22 protein-coding genes are annotated in these 17,339 nt (G+C 33.8%); 7 read left to right on the forward strand and 15 right to left on the reverse strand.

Annotated elements, in window-relative coordinates:
- Positions 1–4 precede the first annotated feature (4 nt).
- From IRZ83_RS01630 to IRZ83_RS01665, 8 genes are all read right to left on the reverse strand, one after another.
- Entirely contained in the window at positions 5–658 is a 654-nt protein-coding gene (locus IRZ83_RS01630) for a methionine ABC transporter permease MetI (protein ID WP_029269952.1), read from the reverse strand.
- Entirely contained in the window at positions 651–1,682 is a 1,032-nt protein-coding gene (metN, locus tag IRZ83_RS01635) for a methionine ABC transporter ATP-binding protein MetN (protein ID WP_194566367.1), read from the reverse strand. Before metN ends, IRZ83_RS01630 begins: the two co-directional genes overlap by 8 nt.
- 348 nt (positions 1,683–2,030) lie before the next feature.
- Positions 2,031–3,116, reverse strand: coding sequence for an NAD(P)H-dependent flavin oxidoreductase (locus IRZ83_RS01640; protein WP_194566369.1), 1,086 nt, complete (start codon positions 3,114–3,116; stop codon positions 2,031–2,033).
- 16 nt (positions 3,117–3,132) lie between these two features.
- On the reverse strand, positions 3,133–3,510 hold the full coding sequence (locus IRZ83_RS01645; RefSeq protein ID WP_228520645.1) for a nuclear transport factor 2 family protein: 378 nt from the start codon (positions 3,508–3,510) through the stop codon (positions 3,133–3,135).
- Positions 3,511–3,583: 73 nt separating this feature from the next.
- Positions 3,584–4,318 (reverse strand): SDR family NAD(P)-dependent oxidoreductase, encoded by a 735-nt coding sequence (locus IRZ83_RS01650; RefSeq protein ID WP_194566373.1) that lies wholly within the window; start codon positions 4,316–4,318, stop codon positions 3,584–3,586.
- On the reverse strand, positions 4,315–4,542 hold the full coding sequence (locus IRZ83_RS01655; protein ID WP_194566375.1) for a tautomerase family protein: 228 nt from the start codon (positions 4,540–4,542) through the stop codon (positions 4,315–4,317). Before IRZ83_RS01655 ends, IRZ83_RS01650 begins: the two co-directional genes overlap by 4 nt.
- A gap of 4 nt (positions 4,543–4,546) precedes the next feature.
- Positions 4,547–5,101: a YceI family protein gene (locus IRZ83_RS01660; RefSeq protein WP_194566377.1), complete on the reverse strand. Its 555-nt coding sequence runs from the start codon at positions 5,099–5,101 to the stop codon at positions 4,547–4,549.
- Positions 5,102–5,345: 244 nt separating this feature from the next.
- A complete protein-coding gene (locus tag IRZ83_RS01665; RefSeq protein ID WP_194566379.1) occupies positions 5,346–5,918 on the reverse strand; it encodes a Crp/Fnr family transcriptional regulator in 573 nt (190 codons plus the stop codon).
- A gap of 170 nt (positions 5,919–6,088) precedes the next feature.
- Here IRZ83_RS01665 and IRZ83_RS01670 point away from each other — a divergent pair, with 170 nt between their 5' ends.
- The 3 genes from IRZ83_RS01670 (at position 6,089) to IRZ83_RS01680 (ending at position 9,232) form a co-directional block, all read left to right on the forward strand.
- Positions 6,089–6,487 (forward strand): DoxX family protein, encoded by a 399-nt coding sequence (locus IRZ83_RS01670; RefSeq protein ID WP_194566381.1) that lies wholly within the window; start codon positions 6,089–6,091, stop codon positions 6,485–6,487.
- 188 nt (positions 6,488–6,675) lie between these two features.
- Positions 6,676–8,265, forward strand: coding sequence for an ABC-F family ATP-binding cassette domain-containing protein (locus IRZ83_RS01675; RefSeq protein ID WP_194566383.1), 1,590 nt, complete (start codon positions 6,676–6,678; stop codon positions 8,263–8,265).
- Between the two features lie 181 nt (positions 8,266–8,446).
- Entirely contained in the window at positions 8,447–9,232 is a 786-nt protein-coding gene (locus IRZ83_RS01680; protein ID WP_194566384.1) for a DUF1223 domain-containing protein, read from the forward strand.
- 71 nt (positions 9,233–9,303) lie between these two features.
- On the opposite strand, the gene IRZ83_RS01685 is transcribed toward IRZ83_RS01680, so the two are convergent.
- The 7 genes from IRZ83_RS01685 to IRZ83_RS01710 form a co-directional block, all read right to left on the reverse strand.
- The gene (locus tag IRZ83_RS01685) at positions 9,304–10,071 is read right to left on the reverse strand and encodes a LytR/AlgR family response regulator transcription factor (RefSeq protein ID WP_194566386.1); all 768 of its coding nucleotides are present in this window, start codon (positions 10,069–10,071) and stop codon (positions 9,304–9,306) included.
- Positions 10,052–11,068: a sensor histidine kinase gene (locus IRZ83_RS01690; RefSeq protein ID WP_194566388.1), complete on the reverse strand. Its 1,017-nt coding sequence runs from the start codon at positions 11,066–11,068 to the stop codon at positions 10,052–10,054. Before IRZ83_RS01690 ends, IRZ83_RS01685 begins: the two co-directional genes overlap by 20 nt.
- 420 nt (positions 11,069–11,488) lie before the next feature.
- Entirely contained in the window at positions 11,489–11,899 is a 411-nt protein-coding gene (locus IRZ83_RS01695) for an organic hydroperoxide resistance protein (RefSeq protein ID WP_194566390.1), read from the reverse strand.
- 60 nt (positions 11,900–11,959) lie between these two features.
- Positions 11,960–12,964 (reverse strand): alpha/beta fold hydrolase, encoded by a 1,005-nt coding sequence (locus IRZ83_RS01700; RefSeq protein ID WP_194566392.1) that lies wholly within the window; start codon positions 12,962–12,964, stop codon positions 11,960–11,962.
- 141 nt (positions 12,965–13,105) lie between these two features.
- A complete protein-coding gene (locus IRZ83_RS19465; protein WP_317174550.1) occupies positions 13,106–13,300 on the reverse strand; it encodes a cupin domain-containing protein in 195 nt (64 codons plus the stop codon).
- On the reverse strand, positions 13,285–13,515 hold the full coding sequence (locus tag IRZ83_RS19470; protein WP_228520646.1) for a hypothetical protein: 231 nt from the start codon (positions 13,513–13,515) through the stop codon (positions 13,285–13,287). Before IRZ83_RS19470 ends, IRZ83_RS19465 begins: the two co-directional genes overlap by 16 nt.
- A 358-nt stretch (positions 13,516–13,873) precedes the next feature.
- Positions 13,874–14,617 carry an SDR family oxidoreductase gene (locus IRZ83_RS01710; protein WP_194566394.1) on the reverse strand — a complete coding sequence of 248 codons (744 nt, stop codon included), beginning with the start codon at positions 14,615–14,617 and terminating at the stop codon, positions 13,874–13,876.
- 216 nt (positions 14,618–14,833) lie between these two features.
- Between IRZ83_RS01710 and IRZ83_RS01715 the strand changes: the two genes are divergently transcribed.
- The 4 genes from IRZ83_RS01715 to IRZ83_RS01730 all read left to right on the forward strand — a co-directional run bounded on the left by IRZ83_RS01715 (position 14,834) and on the right by IRZ83_RS01730 (position 17,298).
- Entirely contained in the window at positions 14,834–15,178 is a 345-nt protein-coding gene (locus tag IRZ83_RS01715; RefSeq protein ID WP_029269920.1) for a winged helix-turn-helix transcriptional regulator, read from the forward strand.
- Positions 15,179–15,227: 49 nt separating this feature from the next.
- Positions 15,228–16,061, forward strand: a complete 834-nt coding sequence (locus IRZ83_RS01720) for a helix-turn-helix domain-containing protein (RefSeq protein WP_194566396.1) — start codon at positions 15,228–15,230, stop codon at positions 16,059–16,061.
- 89 nt (positions 16,062–16,150) lie between these two features.
- The gene (locus IRZ83_RS01725) at positions 16,151–16,558 is read left to right on the forward strand and encodes an ester cyclase (protein WP_194566398.1); all 408 of its coding nucleotides are present in this window, start codon (positions 16,151–16,153) and stop codon (positions 16,556–16,558) included.
- Positions 16,559–16,707: 149 nt separating this feature from the next.
- On the forward strand, positions 16,708–17,298 hold the full coding sequence (locus IRZ83_RS01730) for a TetR/AcrR family transcriptional regulator (protein ID WP_194566400.1): 591 nt from the start codon (positions 16,708–16,710) through the stop codon (positions 17,296–17,298).
- Positions 17,299–17,339: the final 41 nt, after the last annotated feature.

Genomic DNA, 17,339 nt, shown 5'->3' on the forward strand with positions numbered 1-17,339 from the left:
ATAATTATCTATGATCAAAATGTTTCGATAAAGCATCACCAGCAAACTGAATCAGGAATACCAAAATAACCAGCAAGGCTAATACTGAGTTCATTGTTACGGCATCATATCCAATATATCCGTATTGATAGCCAACCTGACCCAAACCTCCTGCTCCAACGGCACCACCCATTGCAGAATATCCTACAAGCGTGATTAAAGTAATCGAAGCTGCGTTTATTAAAGATGGCAGAGCTTCTGGAAGCAAGACTTTATAAACAATTTGAAAAGGTGTTGCTCCTAATGCTCTAGCTGCTTCTATTAATCCTGAAGGCAAACCTAAAAGACTATTTTCTACCAATCTTGCAATAAACGGCGCGGCGCCAATACTCAAAGGCACTAATGCTGCACTTACTCCAATTGAAGTACCAACAAGTGCACGTGTAAACGGAATCATCCAAACGATTAAAATAATGAATGGAATAGAACGAAAAATATTGACCACAACCGATACTATTCTATTTAGAATTGGCTGTTCTAATATTTGATTTTTTCTAGTCAGGAAAAGTAAAATTCCTGTCGGAAGTCCAAGTGCGAAACCAAAAAAGCCAGACACAAATGTCATAACGATAGTTTCCCAAGTACCTTTTAATAATAATTCTATAATGGAATCAGACATAACCTATAATTTCTGTTTTAATATGTTTTGAAATAAAATACTCAATTGCTGCTTGATAATTTTCCCTCTTTCCTGATAATTCTATAAGCATTACACCAAAATTCACTTCACCGGCCTGATCCATCTGTGCACTGATAATCTTAAAATTGGTATCAAATAATCGAGAAACCTCTGAAATAACAGGTTCATTAACTGATTTTCCGGTCATTTCCAATCGCAATAGCGGGTTTAGATTTCCGTCATCTTCCTTCTGAAGTTTTTCCTGATAAACCGCAGGAATATCTAAATGCAATGATGATGCAATAAACTCTTTTGTCAATTCGTGCTTGGGATCTGCGAAGATTTCACCTACACTTCCCTGCTCTATTAATTTTCCATGACTGATAACCGCAACTTCATCACAAATCGATTTTACGACTTCCATTTGATGTGTAATCAATAAAATAGTAATATTAAGACGACGGTTAATGTCTTTCAATAAATTTAAAATAGATCGTGTCGTTGCTGGATCAAGCGCGCTTGTAGCTTCGTCACACAATAATACTTTTGGACTATTGGCCAGTGTTCTTGCAATAGCAACACGCTGTTTTTGACCACCAGAAAGGCTTGCAGGATAATCATTTGCCTTTTCTGCCAAACCAACTAACTTCAATAATTCTAAAACACGTTCTTTTACAGCTGATTTTGAGGCTCCAGCCAATTCTAAAGGAAAAGCCACATTGTCGAAAACTGTACGCGATGAAAGCAGATTAAAATGCTGAAAAATCATTCCGATTTGTCTTCGCTCAACAGCAAGCTGTGCATTTGACAATTGGATCAAAGATTTTCCGTCAACGATAATTTCTCCTGAAGTAGGTCTTTCTAAAAGATTTACGCATCGAATCAAGGTACTTTTCCCCGCTCCCGAAGTTCCAATTACTCCGAAGATTTTTCCCGGCGGAACTTTAAGAGAAACATCAGATAAAGCCGAAACAATTCGATTTTTCTGATGAAAATTTTTAGTTACATTTTTTAATTCAATCATTTTATTAATTCAGTTTAAAAACAAAAAAGCCTTTCATAATTATATTTGAAAGGCTTATTAAATAAGTAATATTATTTTATACAGAAGCCAAATCAATTATAAAGCAATACAGCACATCATGCTGAAGCTATAATAATTATTCATATTCTGGCTATTTTTTCTCATTGTTGCTGCAAATTTAAACAGATAATTTTAATTTACAGCATAATTGCTTAAAACTTTTAATACCCTATCAATTTAATAGATTAATTAACAAAATTGTAATTATTTACTATGTCAATATCTCAAAAAAAAGCTCACTTTATTTAAAAATGAGCTCGTGTATCTAAATATCTATATCTCTTTAGCTTACGCTTTCAATTCATCAAAATAAGCGGTAGTTTCCTTAATTAATGAATTCATCAGATCTTTTGCTTTTTTATGTTTTAAGATTGGCGCAATCTGTCCTCCCCAAAACAATATCATATCCCATTTTTGCTGTTCAAGCGCCGCTTTTCTCAAAGGAGAAATAAAAGTAGTCTGCAACGGAAAAGGCAAAACTGCTGCTTCATTTCCTAAAACTTCTTTCGCAATCCTGCTTGTTATTCCGCGGCCGAGTCTTCCTGTGTAGGCTCGCGATAATGTCGTATATTTTGCCATATCAGAAAACAACATTTCTCTGTGAATCGGCAAAGCATTTGATTCATCAACCGCTAAAAATGCAGTGCCGATTTGAGCCGCACTTGCTCCCAGTGCTAAAGCTGCAGCTACACCTTTTCCGTTAGCAATACCTCCAGCTGCAATAACTGGAACTTTTACTTTTTCACGAATCAATTGCAACAACACAAAAGTTCCTGTTATAGATGATTCAGCCGAAGCCAAAAACGAAGGGCGATGTCCGCCGGCTTCAAAACCAGAAGCAATAATCATATCTACTCCTGAATTTTCTAAAAAAATAGCTTCGTCTAAAGTAGTTGCTGCTCCAACAGTTACAATTCCTAATCTGCGGCATTGCTCTAAAATATCTGGCGAAAGTGAACCAAACATAAAACTGAATACTTTTGGACGAACATCTAAAATAACTTCAAGCTGGTTTTCGAATCTGGATTGGAATGGTGCAGGCTTTTCGGGTAACGGAATTCCAGCTTCATCAAAATAAGGTTTAAACAGTTCTTTTGTTTTATCAAATTGTTCATCTGTCAAACCAGATTCTGCAATATCATGGTCAGAAACCCAAAGGTTTAGGTTATAAGGTTTATTTGTCGCCGCTTTTATTTGCCTATCAGCTTCAAAAATTTCCTGAGGACTCATTGTATAAGCTCCGTAACCGCCCAATCCGCCGGCATTAGAAACAGCAGCTGTCAATTCTACTGTTGATAAATTTCCTCCAAATGGTCCTTGCATAATTGGATACTGAATACCCAATAAATCGGTTGCTTTTGTATTGTACCACATCACTTTACGTTTAAATTTATTCGCTTATATCCGTCAACATTTTATTGACGATCAGCCATTTGCCGTTAATCTTATGGAAAGATAAAAAATCTCGGTAATTAAAGTCATACATTTTGACATTAATAACAGCCATTGCAATAGAATTCGCGACATTTATTTCTAGAATTTCTCCTTTAAAAGGTTTTCCAGAATCCTTGGGACTTTGTCTGTTTTTAACACCTTGAAGATACAAATCAACTGTTTTAAAATAAGGCTGTCCTTTTACATCTCCATAAAGTAAAGTTCCGGGCTGAAAAATACTTCCTAATACCATTTCATCACCTTCGTAAAGACCTTTAAAATAGAAGTTTTCAATTGTATCTTTAATGTCTGTTATTTCTGCTTGATTTTCCATTTTGATGTTATTTTGTGCTTTTATGCCCTGAGAAAACCAGAGCATAAAAGCAGTTAATAAAAGAGTTTTCATTTTAATTTAAATTGTGTCCAGCACCTTTACCGCCATCTACATTGATAATTGAACCTGTAATAAAATTGCTTTTCGCAACGGTGTAAACCATTTCTGCAACATCATCGATCTCTCCTACTCGGTTAACTAAATGAAGACCAGCACTCAAATCTGCTTTATCACCATGCATAGGTGTACGAATCACACCAGGAGCAACTGTATTGATTCGTATATTTTTTTTTCCGAATTCTGCTGCTAACTGAATCGTCAAAGCATGAATGGCTCCTTTGCTTGAAACTGGCGCAGAAGCCGGCCAACCGCCCAGACCGTGATTTACCAAAGGTGTTCCGATATTGATTACAACACCGTCTTTTTGTTCCAGCATTTGAGGTATAACAGCTTGTGTGGTAAAATACGTTCCTTTAAAGTTTGTAGTCAAAAATTTATCCAAATAAGCTTCATCAACTTCTAAGAATGGTTTGCTGTCAAAAATTCCGGCATTGTTTACCAAAACATCTACAGTACCAAATTTCTCTAAAGCGATTTTTACCAATTGTTCTCCAGTTTGTTTTTTGCTTACATCGCCAGCAAACATTGCTAAATTATTGCCTGCGCCAAATTCTTTATAAGTGCTTTCTAAGGCACTTGGTGTTACCGAATTGATTACCACATTATCGCCTCTATCTAAAAAGTATTTAGCGATTCCTTTCCCGATACCAGAGGCCGCTCCGGTAACGATTATAGTTTGTTTTTTCATGATATTTGTTTTTTATCGGCTGTAATGCCTTTTTCTCTCAATACTGAAACTTGTTCTCCTGCATAACCCCAATCGTCTAAATCTATTTCCTGAATCACGATATGAGTTAAATGCGGATCTTTGTTTAATACTTCTGTAATCAGGTTGGTAATACCGCTGATTAATTCCTGTTTTTGCTCGCGTGTTACTCCTTCGCGTGTCAATTCAATTTTTACGTAAGGCATGGCTTTAGTTTTTAGATTGTTCTGAAAAAACAGCTTCGGCAGCGATAGTAAAATCTAAATCAAAGTCGTTGTAGATCAATGTATCTCCTAAATCTTTGAAGAAATTTCCAGATCGAAATTTGATATCATATTTAGTACGGTCAATTACTAATTTGCCTTTAAGGGTAATTGTATTTTGGTTGTTTTCTACTAAAGCTTCAAACCCTACAATGTGCGTAATATTTTTTATAGTAAGATTGCCTTCAAGATAATAAGTGCTGTTTGAAAGTTCTTTTACAGAAAGAATATCAAAAGATGCAGTGGGAAATTTTTCAATAGAGAAAAAATCATCAGAGGCAAGATGACCTGCGAATTGTGCATTTGTTGCCGGATCTGTCACATCCAAAATTTTAATTGAAGAAGTATTAATGATAATATTTCCACTTTTTACCTTTCCATCATTTAAGACGAAATTACCTTCTTTGATACCAATTGTACCATTATGTGCACCGGTTACTTTTCTGCCAGTCCAATCTACGCTGCTGTTTGAGCTTACGATTTTAAAATTTGTTGTTTCCATTTTTATTGTATTTAAAAGTACAATACAAAGGAACGACGACTATGAAAATTGGTTACGTGACCTAGATCACATTCTTTTTTTGAGTTTAAAGGTTGAAATAAACAAAGGTACAGCGGTACAAAGTTTTATTATCATTTTTCATACGGAAGAATGACAAACTAAAACAAAAAACAGGAATCAAAAATGATAATCTGTAGAATCTGCGTAAAAAAAAAACATTTATCTATGAATCTGCCACTAAAATTTAAGAATTATAAAGTCGGCTAAGGGTTTCTCTTGAAACACCTAAATAGGAAGCAATCAAATGCTTCGGAACTAAATTGTACAATTGTGGATATAAAGCCAAAAGCTCTTCATAACGAATTTTGACATTATTATTCATGAAAGACAAAAGCCTTTTTTGAGAAGCAATATATCCTTTATTGGTACGCCAGCGAAAGAAGTGTTCGACCTCATGAAATGCAGCACATAGTTTTTCACGGTCAGCATTAGAAAGACAGAGAACTTCTGCATCTGTAATACAGTCAATATTTATTGTAGATTCTTTTTGATTGTAAAGTGCATCATAATCAGAGGTCCACCAAGTTGGCATTGCAAACTGCAGGATGTACATTTTGATTTCATCATTAATAAAAAAAGCTTTCAAACAACCTGAAACTACAAAATATTCGCAATCTACTTTATCTCCGGCACTAATAATGGTCTGGCCTTTTTTATAAGACTGAAACTTAAAATGAGAAAAGAAATAATTAAATTCCTCTTCTGTCAATGAAGCAGTTTTGGCTATATGCTCTTTCAGTAATTCTTTTGCTTCCATTTTTAATTTAAATAAATACCGCTTCTTTCAAAACGTAAAGTTATAAAATCAAATGAACTTATTCATTGTCTATTTTGAAGTTCAAATTGTCCACTTCGGCTAATTCCTCCTAGTAACTGTTTTTATTATGAAGCAAATTTGCCCTGTTTAACAACTTAAAATATAAAATCATGAACACAAAGATTACAAGAATTATCTATTGGACCGGCATCGTATTAACTTCATTATGGTTTGGTGCCAGCGGTTTTTTTGAATTAACCAAAAATCCGGTTGTCTGGGAAATAACACAACAATTAGGCTATCCGGCACATTTTATTTACTTGCTTGGCGTATTCAAGGTATCGGGTGTAATTACATTATTGATTCCGAATAAAGCATTACGATTGAAAGAATGGGTATTTGCAGGTGTATTCTTCGATATAATTTTTGCCTTCTTTTCTAAATTGGCTGTAATTGGGTTCTCAGCGACAATAGATGCCATTATTGCCTTTATAATGGTGAGCGTAACGTATGTTATGTTCAGAAAATTATATACTGCAAATTATACAGAAAATATAGCAGTTTACTAATTTTATTAATTCAAATAACTTAAAAATGCCTGCGAATGACTCTCGGGCATTTTTGATGTTATAAAAAACTTATTATCTTTGCCATTCAGATTAAAAACTCCACAAATGTGAATAAATAATTTCTTTCAGATATAGAAACAGTGAGCCGTTTTCGGTTTGCTGATTTATTAATACTTAAGAAAGATATTATGCTTATTCTACAAAATATATCCTATACACATTCTAATAAAGAATTGCTGTTCAGCAACATAAACCTGACAGTCACAGCCGGCAACAAAGTTGCATTAGTAGGCAATAACGGTTCTGGAAAATCAACATTATTAAAAATTATAGCCAAAGAACTATTTCCGACAAGCGGCATTCTAGCAACTGATTCAGTACCATATTACATACCGCAAATTTTTGGGCAATACAATCATTTAACAATTGCTGAAGCTTTGCAGATCGATCAAAAGCTTAGCGCTTTTCAGGAAATCCTCAAGGGAAATGTAACCGAAACAAATTTGAGTCTGCTTGATGACGATTGGACGATTGAAGATCGATGTACAGAAGCCCTAAATTATTGGCAATTAGCCAACTTTGAATTAAATCAAAAATTAGAATTTTTAAGTGGAGGCGAAAAAACAAAGGTATTTCTTGCTGGAATCATGATTCATCAGCCAAAATTGATTCTGCTTGACGAACCTAGTAATCATTTAGATTTTCACGGCCGGGAACTTTTATATGAATTTATAGACGCGTCAAAAAACACAATACTTATTGTAAGCCACGACAGAAAATTATTGAATTTGCTTTATACTACTTTTGAGTTAAAGCCTAATGGAATCAGAATGTACGGCGGTAATTATGATTTTTATTTGGAACAAAAAAATATCGATAAAAATGCACTGACACAAGATATTCACGCTAAAGAAAAAGCACTTCAGAAAGCAAAAGAAAAACAGCGCGAAACTTTAGAAAGACAGCAAAAATCTGATGCCAAAGGAAAAAAGAAACAAGAAAAAGCCGGAGTTGCACGCATTATGATGAATACTTTGCGCAATAATGCTGAAAATAGCACCTCAAAAACTAAAAGTGTTCATGCTGAGAAAATTGGCGGAATATCAAAGGAGTTGCGTGAATTGCGTGAAGAAGTTCCGAGTATCGATAGGATGAAATTTGGACTAGATCATTCGAGGCTCCATAAAGGAAAGGTTATTGTGACAGCCGAATCCCTTAATCATAAATATAATGAAAAATGGATTTGGAGAGAAAACTTGAATTTCCAGATTTTAAGCGGACAGCGAATTGCATTAAAAGGAAATAACGGAGCTGGAAAAACCACGCTGATTAAACTTATTTTAGAGGAAATAATGCCAAAATCAGGCAGTTTGAAAGTAATAGACTGCGAAAGAATTTATATCGATCAGGATTATTCGCTCATAAACAACAAACTTACGGTTTATGAACAAGCACAGCAAAGCAATACTGAAGGTTTAGAAGAACATGATATTAAAATGAGATTAAACCGATTTTTGTTTACCAAATCAGATTGGGATAAGTCCTGCAGTTATTTAAGCGGAGGTGAAAGAATGCGATTAATGCTATGCGGTTTAACGATTACCAATCAGGCGCCGGATCTCATCATTCTAGATGAACCAACTAACAATCTTGATATTCAAAATATCGAAATATTGACGGCCGCCTTAAATGAATATCAAGGTACTTTAATAGTAGTTTCTCACGATGCTTTTTTCTTAGAAGAAATAAGCATAACGAATAGTTTTACTTTAAGTTAAGGCAGAGGATTTATACAAAAGCTTGAATAATTTTAAATACATATTCCGGTTTTTTTATCGTGATAAAGGAACGATTCAACTTCTATTTTGGACGTTTGGCGCTTTTTGAATTCCTGTTAAACTACGGTGATTATACCTTTGATGAAATTAAATAGTATTAAAGTTTAAAATCAAAAAAATCATGAAAAACAGTATCTTAATCTTATTCGCAAGTGCGCTTTCAGCACTCTTTTGTTTAGATTGTTTTATGTTTCCAGAAAGTGAAATTTCAGGAAAATTCAAGACCAAGAAAACAAAATTACAAATTACAGAAAGCAATAATTTTGCTGTTGTAGAACTTTTTACCTCAGAAGGATGCTCCAGCTGTCCTCCCGCTGATAATTTAATGGCTAAACTTCAAACCGAAACCAAAGACAAAAATATTTATTTGATTGCTTATCATGTTGATTACTGGGATCGTCTGGGCTGGAAAGATCAATTCAGTTCTAATGAATTTACGAAACGCCAAGAAAAATATCAAGATTGGTTAAATTTACAAGTTATGTATACACCTCAGTTTATCATAAATGGAACTTCTGAATTTGCCGGTTATGATGAAAAAGCTTTGTACGCAAAGGTTTCTGAAGCATTAAAAACAAACGAAACGGGGAATCTAATACTTAATTCAAATACGGTTAAAGATTCTATGCAAATTGATTTTAAAGCGAATGAAATTATGAACTCAAGTTTGTTTGTTGCTGTAATTCAAAAAGATGCAACCTCAAAAGTAAAACGCGGAGAAAATAAGGGAAGTACTTTGCATCATGTTCAGATTGTGAGACAGCTCAAAAGTTTCCCTCTAACTAAAACTGAAGGAAGAATAACAATGTTAAAACCTTCTGATTTAAACAATTTCGAGATCATTGGATTTATTCAAAATAATGCTACCGGGAAAATTTTGGCAATTTCTAAGATTAACTTGAAATAAAACTAAGCCGTGGATTAACTTTTTAAGAGATTTCCACTGATTATTGTTTTATGATCAGTGGATTTTGATTTTTATCTGTTTTCTAGCCAGCTTAGGAATGCTGTGGCTTTTTCTTTTCCTACCAATAATTTTTCTTCGGTCGGAATTGTTAGTTTGATAATTAATTTACGCGAAAAATAATGCTCAGCTTCTCTAATTGCCGAAAAATTAACTAAATATTGCCTGTTCATTCTAAAGAATTGTATTGGCGATAACAATTTATGAACCTCATCGAGTGATTGATTAATTTGATATTCTGTTTTATCAAATGTCATAATCGTTGGCGTTTCATTTTTGATATAAAAGAACGCAATATTCTCTGTCATAATGGTTTGATATTTATTGTTTTTAAAAACCAAAAAACTGCTTTTTCCTTTATTCTCGCCAGTTCTAGTCAATAAATATTCGAAATCTGGTATCATTTTTTTATTTCTTTGAAAGAAATTCTTCAGTTCGCCAGTTTTTTTAATTGCCTGTGCGATGCTTTCTCTGGAAAAAGGCTTCAATACATAATCAATTCCGTTCGACTTGAAAGCTTCAATCGCATAATCATCAAAAGCAGTGCAGAATATTACAGGCGACAAGACCTCAACATTTTTAAAAATTTCAAAACACAAGCCATCTGCGAGCTGAATATCCATAAAAATCAAATCTGGCTGATCATTTTCTGACAGATAACTTACTGCTCCGTCTATGCTTTGTATATACGACAAAATTTGAGCATCAGGCCTGATACTCAAAATAAGCTGGCCGAGTGCTTTGGCCGTTTTTACCTCATCTTCAATTATTATGATAGTCATAAATCAGTGGTATTTTTACTTTAAAAATAGTTTCATTTTTTTCAATTTCGATTTCCTTATGAACCAAATGCATAAAACGCTGATTGATATTATCTAAACCAACTCCAGTTGACAAAACGCCTCTTTTAAGCTGAATCGGATTCTCAATCACTAAAAAATCATTCTCAGTATATAATTTAATTTCTAAAGGTTTTTCTAAAGAAACGACATTATGTTTGATACAATTTTCTATTAACAACTGCAAAGTAAAGGGCGGAATAACGGCATCATATTGTCTTTGATCAGCATTATTTATCAAAACAAAACCATCTTCAAAACGGGCTTTCAGTAAATAAACATACGAATCTAAAATTTGGATTTCTTCTTGAAGCGATATCAAGTCTAACTTTCGGCTATCTAGTGTAAAGCGGTAAAAATCAGATAATTTCAAAATAAAATCAGAACTGTGCGGATCTTGAATATCCACCATTGATTTTAAAGTATTTAAACTATTAAATAAGAAATGCGGATTTACCTGCTGTTTTAATAATTCATACTGCGCGCCAAGATTTAAGGCATGCGTACGCTCGAGTTCAAGTCCCATTTGCTGCGTCTGATAATTTTGAAAAAGCAAATGCAAAAACATATACACAATCAAATTTATTAAAACACCACGAAGTTCGAACATGATTGGCGCATCCATTTTAGAAATCTCAAAAAGCTCTTGATGCCCAATTACCAGTAAAACCATAACTACAATTCCCATTACAACACTAAATAGAAGTTTCCAGTTAAACAAATTGGTATTCGTGCGCTTTGATGAAAATTTAGGAAGGCTGTAAATATTATAATACCATATAAAAATAGAAAAAAGCAACGTAATTGAAGAATTGATGACAATGTCTCCAAACTTTGAATCGGCATCAAATAATTTTGGTATCGAGGCAAGAATGGCAAGTGCAATAGAACTTCCCCAAATAACCTTTTTGGAAACCTGAAAGCGTTTTGTTTTTTCCATATTTGATAGTTGATTTTTATCTTGCTTTGTCAAAGATATGATTTTTTTGAAAGGGTTTTTATCTTGATTTCTTAGGTTATATTTTTTTCAACAAGAATAACAGAGATAGTATTAAAGATAAACAAAAGCTTTATATTAAATATTAAAAATATTTGGTTATCAATATATTAATAAAACAAATAATTACATACTGACATTTCGTCAGAGGCATAAAAACACGCTTTTTAAGCAAATTTAATTGCTAAGTTCGCAAGGATCTTTAATTAGGTTTGGTGGAATTTATTTTGCAATAATTTTTATTGTTTTGTGCATTTATTAAAGTTGAATTTTGCTGTTGCATTGAAGTTTTATCGCTTCATTTTGTGAAAAATTAATAAAAAAAAACCTCAACAATCGAAGAGGTTTTTTAATTAAAATATATTACAAGATATTTATTTGAACCTTAATATTACCTTTTGTTGCTTTAGAATAGGGACAAGTTTGATGCGCTTCATCGGCTAGTTTTTTCGCAGTTTGCTTATCGAGACCCGGAAGACTGACATTCAGACGCGCTTGCAAAGAATATTCACCTTCTGCAACACATAAATCTACTTCGGTATCAACAGCAGTATCTGCAGGAAGTTTAATATTTTGTTTTACTGCAGCTATTCCCAATGCTCCAATAAAACAAGCAGACCAGCCCGCAGCAAAAAGCTGTTCTGGATTGGTTCCAGGACGTGATGATCCCGGAGAACTCAATTTAATATTTAATTGATCATCAGAGCTTTTAGATGCTCCTTCCCGTCCGCCTGTAGTGTGTGTTTTTCCTGTATATAAAACTTTTGTTTCCATAATTTTTTTAATTTTAGATTATTTTAATTGATTGATATTGACACTTTTTAATTTAAATTTTTAATTCTTAAGCCCATCCACATCTATAATCGCTTGTGCGAATGCTTTAGGATCTTCTTGCGGTACGTTATGTCCAATTCCTTTTAAAATTCGATGCTCGTATTTTGCTGTAAATTTGTCTACATAGGCTTTTCCATCCGCGTAAGCGCCATCAAAATCACTCGCTATCGTTATTGTCGGAACTCTAATTGCTGGTCTCGAAGCTAAACGTTTCTCTAAACTATCGTACTTAGATTCTCCAGGTTCAAGCGACTGTCTCCATCTGTAATTGTGAATTACAATCGCCACGTGATCTGGATTGTCAAATGATTGAGCAGTTTGATCGTAAGTTGCCTTGTTGAATTTCCATAAGGGAGAAGCTATTTGCCAAATTTGTTTATTAAACTCATAAGTATTTTGTGTGTAGCCTAATTTTCCTCTTTCAGTCGCGAAGTAATATTGATACCACCATCCTAATTCGGCCTTCGGAGACAATGGTTTTAAGTTAGCTTCGAGATTTACAACCAGATAACCACTGACAGAAACCAATCCTTTTAAGCGCTCTGGCCAAAGTGCCGCCATAACTACAGCTGTTCTCGCACCCCAGTCGAAACCGCCAATAATAGCTTTGTCAATTTTAAGCGCATCCATAAAAGCAATAATATCACTTGCCAGAGCGGCTTGCTGTCCGTTTCTAAAAGTATCTTTTGATAAAAAAGTTGTGGTACCAGATCCTCTTAAATAAGGCGTAATTACACGATATCCTTTTGAAACTAAAATCGGAACCACTTCTTCATAACTGTGAATATCGTACGGCCAGCCATGAAGTAAGATTACTGGTGTTCCGGTTAAAGGTCCAGCTTCTGTATAACCTACATTCAATAAACCGGCATTTATTTGTTTTAATGTTCCGAGTGAAGGGTTTACTTCTATATTCTGTTTCTGCGCCTGTATTAATGCTGCTGTCAAGAACATCACTATTATTAAAATTGCTTTAAGAGCAATTGTATTCACGATTGTTTTCATAATTTTAGTTATTAATAAGTTGATTAGTAGTTAATTTATTCGTCAAAAGTATTCTGGTAATACTCTCAATACAATCAGAAAATAACTCAACCGGACAAAGTGAAGATTGAAACAGGCTGACCAAAACCTGAAAATTCTGATTTATTGTTTCATTACAAGAATTGGCTTTCCTTTTTCGACAATGTAAGTTGCCAACTCTGAAGCTTTTGTATTACTATGGTTTTGAGCTGAGTGAATCTGACCTGCCGGAATGAAAAGCACTTCTCCTGCGGTAAGTACTATAGGCTTTTGATCTTCAATTTGATATTCTAAAGTACCTTCTAGAACATAAATGATTTCTTCGCCGGGATGCGAATGTTTACCAAAGCAACATGGGGTTCAAAATCGATGCGTGCTTGCACTGTTTCTTTTCCAGTGACACTTATGTCGTGTTTTTGCAAATCCGTGCGTTTAATGCCTTTAATTTGTGCTGTAACGGTAATAGGCATTACTAATGCGATAAAAATAAGAATAGCAATTCCCTGTAAACTGAAAATTTTATCTGTTTTCATAATTTTTTATATTAATTTTATTGGTCAAAAGTATTTCAGTAATAGATCTTCTGAAATGAGAAAATAGTCCAAACAGGCAAAGTGAGAGCTGAACTGGACATAGTGAAATGGGAATTAAGATTACTTTGTAATTTTATTGCAAACGTGCAAAGATTTTATATGAGGTACTTTATAAACAAAGACCGCAAAACATATCTAAATATACTTTGCGATCTTTGCGTAATTCTTCGTGAACTTTGAAGTTAGATTTCTATCTCCATTTCAACTTGAAACTTGAAACATGAAACTTGAAACATGAAACGTGAAACTTGAAACTTGAAACTTGAAACATGAAACCTGAAACTTGAATCAATTAAAATCAAGCTAAAACCATTCCTCCATCCATAATAAAATCTGCTCCGGTAATAAATGTTGCTTTATCACTGCTTAAATACGAAACCATTTTAGCAACGTCCTCTGCAGTTCCCATTTGCTTTAGCGGAATTTTATCAACAATTGCACTCATCAAAGCTGTAACTTCTTCTTCATTTAAACCTACTTTTTTCATTATTTCTGTTTCTGTTGGACCCGGGCTTACCGAATTCACTCTTATCTTTCTTGGAGCCAGCTCTAAAGCTGCAATTTTCATAACTGCATTGAGAGCCGTTTTGCTAGATGAATAAATTGACGTGCTTGCATAACTCATACTTGCCGTGTTAGAAGAAAGAAACACAACTGATGCACCTTCTTTTAAAATTGGAATGAATTTGCTTAAGGTAAAATAGGCTCCTTTAAAATTAATATTGAAAATACTGTCAAATAAAACTTCTGTTGCGTCTTCAATTGCTGTTTGCCCCGTAATTCCAGCATTTATGAAAAGAATATCAACTTGACCAAAATCTTGTTTTACTTTTGAAGCCAAGTTTTCGATATCCAAAATACGCGATTGATCTGCAACAATTGCATGTGCGCCTAACTCTAAAGCAGCTTTTTCGATTGCGTCCTTTCTTCTTCCAGTAATGATAACAGTTGCGCCTTCTTCTTTTAATTGTTTTGCTGTTGCGTAACCAATACCGCTGTTTCCGCCTGTTATTACAGCAACTTTATTTTTTAAATTTTCCATTTTTAATGTGTTTAAATTAACGAGACAAAGTTAGATTCGAAAACATATTGCTTTTGCGACGGTATCATGGAGTATATCAATATTTTCAACATATGTATTATTCTTGCAATTGATTTTAAACCATATAAGCTAAAACTCAACATTGACTTTAAATGAACTTATATTACTTATATGGTGAAAAAAATGTTTTTATATCTTAGTATAAAATAAATTTCGATGGAAAGAAATCAACAAGAAGAAGTTCGAGCACTTCAGGATACGATATACGTTTTGGGCGGTAAATGGAAATTGCCTATCATCAACTCCATTTGTAATGGAAATAGTCGCTTTAAAGAAATTCAGCAAAGTATTCCGGGTATTACTTCACGAATGCTTTCGAAAGAATTAAAGGATATGGAAATGAATAATTTGGTTAAAAGAACCGAAGACCGAGATGCCAAAGTACCGATACTGTATCAATCTACACCCTATTGCCAATCTTTTGGACCTATAATTTCTGAGATGATCAAATGGGGAATCTCACACAGAAACCATATTAAAAAACAACACGAGAAAATATAAAAGGCATTAAATTGGCTATTTTTACAGGAAGTACTTTTAAAAACACAATATGGACTATGTATTAATGCCAGATAAGATTGCAGAAAAAGAAAACACAAAACCTAAATTAAGTTTTGTTCCCTATGTTTCAGATGCGCCACTTGTAAAAGGCAAAAGCCGGTTAACGCAACACATGATCAGTTTGATCATGCAGGGTGAAAAGCATATTTACAGCGACGGCAAACCCATTCAAATTAATCCGGCTAACATATTATTGCTTTCTGCAGGAAATTACATTTTTACAGAACGACCCAATGGCAACCCAGGAATAAGAAGCATACTTGTTTTTTTTGATGATGAGTTCTTGCAAGACGCAGTACGCAATAACATTAAATTTCCTAAGAATGCTTCTAAAAAAACACCGAATATTTTAGTACCAAAAGATGATTATCTTAATAATTTTATCAGCACTGTCCAATCTCTGATATATGATCCCATTTTTACTGAATCAATGCAGGTTGCCAAGTTAAATGAACTGCTGGTTTATCTTTGCCTGCGATTTCCGGAGGAGCTTAATAATTTTCAAAACGTCTCCATAGCAAAAACACCTGAAGAAAGGATTCAGAATGTAGCACAGCAAAATATTTTTAATAATTTTTCGGTCAGCGAACTTGCTTTTTTTTGCCACATGAGTGTGTCTACATTCAAACGTAAATTCCAAAAAATATATAATGAAAAGCCGGCTAAATGGATGCAGGAACAAAGACTCATCACTGCAGCAGCCTTATTAAAAAACGGATCGAAACCAAGCGAAATATATTTAAAGGCAGGATATGAAAACCATTCCAGCTTTTCTAAGGCTTTTAAATCTCATTTTGGAAAATTACCAAAAAATTACAGTTAAAATGAACTTTTAGCTACAGGAATATGATCTTTTTGCGCTATCAATTTCCCGCTTTCTCAGAATAACTTTGTGCTATAAAATTATCTATTATGAGCACAGCACAAAACAAGGATTTACTTCTAAAATACAATAAAGAGGTAATCGAAAAAGGAGACATGGCATTTTTTCAGCAAATTGCTGCGACTGATTTTATCAATCACTCTGCGCCGGAAGGAATGTCAAACAAAATTGACGGTGTTATTTATTTTTTCTCTGCTATTATTCATACTGCTTTAACAGACGTTACAGTAAAAGTTTTGGATATGGTTGCGGAAGATAATAAGGTTGCAACCCGAAAAGAAATAACCGGAATTCATACAGGTCCGCTTTTTGGAAAGCCTGCAACAGGTAAAAAAATAACTATAAAAGTTATCGATATTTTTACAGTTTTTGATGGAAAACTAAAAGAACATTGGGGTGAAAATAATTTTGCTTCCGTTATTCAATCGTTACATTAATAAAAGTGAAGTACCAGAAAAAGGAGGTTTCTATTGTTTAGAAACCTCCTTTTTTCAGTTTGTACACTATTTAGATAAAAATAATCTACAAAAACAATAATTAATTATACCGATTGGTATATATTTGCAGTCTAAAATCATTCTTTATCATGAGCAAGGCTGAAAGAACCAAGCAATTTATTATAGAAAAAACCGCTCCACTTTTTAATATGAAAGGCTACAGCGGTACTTCGATGAGTGATATTACCGAGGCAACCGGACTCACAAAAGGAAGTATTTACGGCAATTTTGAAAACAAGGATGAAGTTGCTCTTGCTGCCTTCAAATTTAATATAAAGAAACTTCAAGATGTGTTTGCAACCGAACTTGAAAAACAAAACACTTTTAAAGACAAACTATTAGTGTATCCCCGCCTCTATTCTCATTATTATGACTTAAGAGTTACTCAAGGAGGCTGTCCGATTCTGAATACAGCTTCTGAGGCAGATGACACGCATCCGGTACTTAGAAAAAGTGTGGAAAGAGTAATCTTGTTCTGGAAAGAACGACTAATGCATTTTATAGAACAAGGGATTATTGCTGGCGAATTCAAAGCAAAATCTATTGATATTGAAAGAACCGCATTAACCATTATTGCCATGATCGAAGGCGCAGTGATGATTACGAAAGTAACCGGTAATTTGAAAGATTTATCAAGTTTAATGCTCTCAGTAACTCAAATCATAGAAAACTTAGAATAAAGCAATAAAGATAGGTTGCTTTTTTTAGCAATTAAAATATA

It is taken from the genome of Flavobacterium sp. JLP (assembly GCF_015350755.1).
Taxonomy (GTDB): domain Bacteria; phylum Bacteroidota; class Bacteroidia; order Flavobacteriales; family Flavobacteriaceae; genus Flavobacterium.

Bases quoted from the DNA above. Each gene is read 5' to 3' on its own strand.
- IRZ83_RS01685 (WP_194566386.1), bottom strand. From the start codon at position 10,071: ATGACTATCATAATAATTGAAGATGAGGTAAAAACGGCCAAAGCACTC.
- metN (WP_194566367.1), bottom strand. From the start codon at position 1,682: ATGATTGAATTAAAAAATGTAACTAAAAATTTTCATCAGAAAAATCGA.
- IRZ83_RS01645 (WP_228520645.1), bottom strand. From the start codon at position 3,510: ATGGAAAATCAAGCAGAAATAACAGACATTAAAGATACAATTGAAAAC.
- IRZ83_RS01710 (WP_194566394.1), bottom strand. From the start codon at position 14,617: ATGGAAAATTTAAAAAATAAAGTTGCTGTAATAACAGGCGGAAACAGC.
- IRZ83_RS19470 (WP_228520646.1), bottom strand. From the start codon at position 13,515: ATGAAAACAGATAAAATTTTCAGTTTACAGGGAATTGCTATTCTTATT.
- IRZ83_RS01730 (WP_194566400.1), top strand. From the start codon at position 16,708: ATGAGCAAGGCTGAAAGAACCAAGCAATTTATTATAGAAAAAACCGCT.
- IRZ83_RS01640 (WP_194566369.1), bottom strand. From the start codon at position 3,116: ATGTGGTACAATACAAAAGCAACCGATTTATTGGGTATTCAGTATCCA.
- IRZ83_RS01715 (WP_029269920.1), top strand. From the start codon at position 14,834: ATGGAAAGAAATCAACAAGAAGAAGTTCGAGCACTTCAGGATACGATA.
- IRZ83_RS01650 (WP_194566373.1), bottom strand. From the start codon at position 4,318: ATGAAAAAACAAACTATAATCGTTACCGGAGCGGCCTCTGGTATCGGG.
- IRZ83_RS01660 (WP_194566377.1), bottom strand. From the start codon at position 5,101: ATGGAAACAACAAATTTTAAAATCGTAAGCTCAAACAGCAGCGTAGAT.
- IRZ83_RS01690 (WP_194566388.1), bottom strand. From the start codon at position 11,068: ATGGAAAAAACAAAACGCTTTCAGGTTTCCAAAAAGGTTATTTGGGGA.
- IRZ83_RS01725 (WP_194566398.1), top strand. From the start codon at position 16,151: ATGAGCACAGCACAAAACAAGGATTTACTTCTAAAATACAATAAAGAG.
- IRZ83_RS01630 (WP_029269952.1), bottom strand. From the start codon at position 658: ATGTCTGATTCCATTATAGAATTATTATTAAAAGGTACTTGGGAAACT.
- IRZ83_RS01655 (WP_194566375.1), bottom strand. From the start codon at position 4,542: ATGCCTTACGTAAAAATTGAATTGACACGCGAAGGAGTAACACGCGAG.
- IRZ83_RS01700 (WP_194566392.1), bottom strand. From the start codon at position 12,964: ATGAAAACAATCGTGAATACAATTGCTCTTAAAGCAATTTTAATAATA.
- IRZ83_RS01675 (WP_194566383.1), top strand. From the start codon at position 6,676: ATGCTTATTCTACAAAATATATCCTATACACATTCTAATAAAGAATTG.
- IRZ83_RS01695 (WP_194566390.1), bottom strand. From the start codon at position 11,899: ATGGAAACAAAAGTTTTATATACAGGAAAAACACACACTACAGGCGGA.
- IRZ83_RS01720 (WP_194566396.1), top strand. From the start codon at position 15,228: ATGGACTATGTATTAATGCCAGATAAGATTGCAGAAAAAGAAAACACA.
- IRZ83_RS01670 (WP_194566381.1), top strand. From the start codon at position 6,089: ATGAACACAAAGATTACAAGAATTATCTATTGGACCGGCATCGTATTA.
- IRZ83_RS01680 (WP_194566384.1), top strand. From the start codon at position 8,447: ATGAAAAACAGTATCTTAATCTTATTCGCAAGTGCGCTTTCAGCACTC.
- IRZ83_RS01665 (WP_194566379.1), bottom strand. From the start codon at position 5,918: ATGGAAGCAAAAGAATTACTGAAAGAGCATATAGCCAAAACTGCTTCA.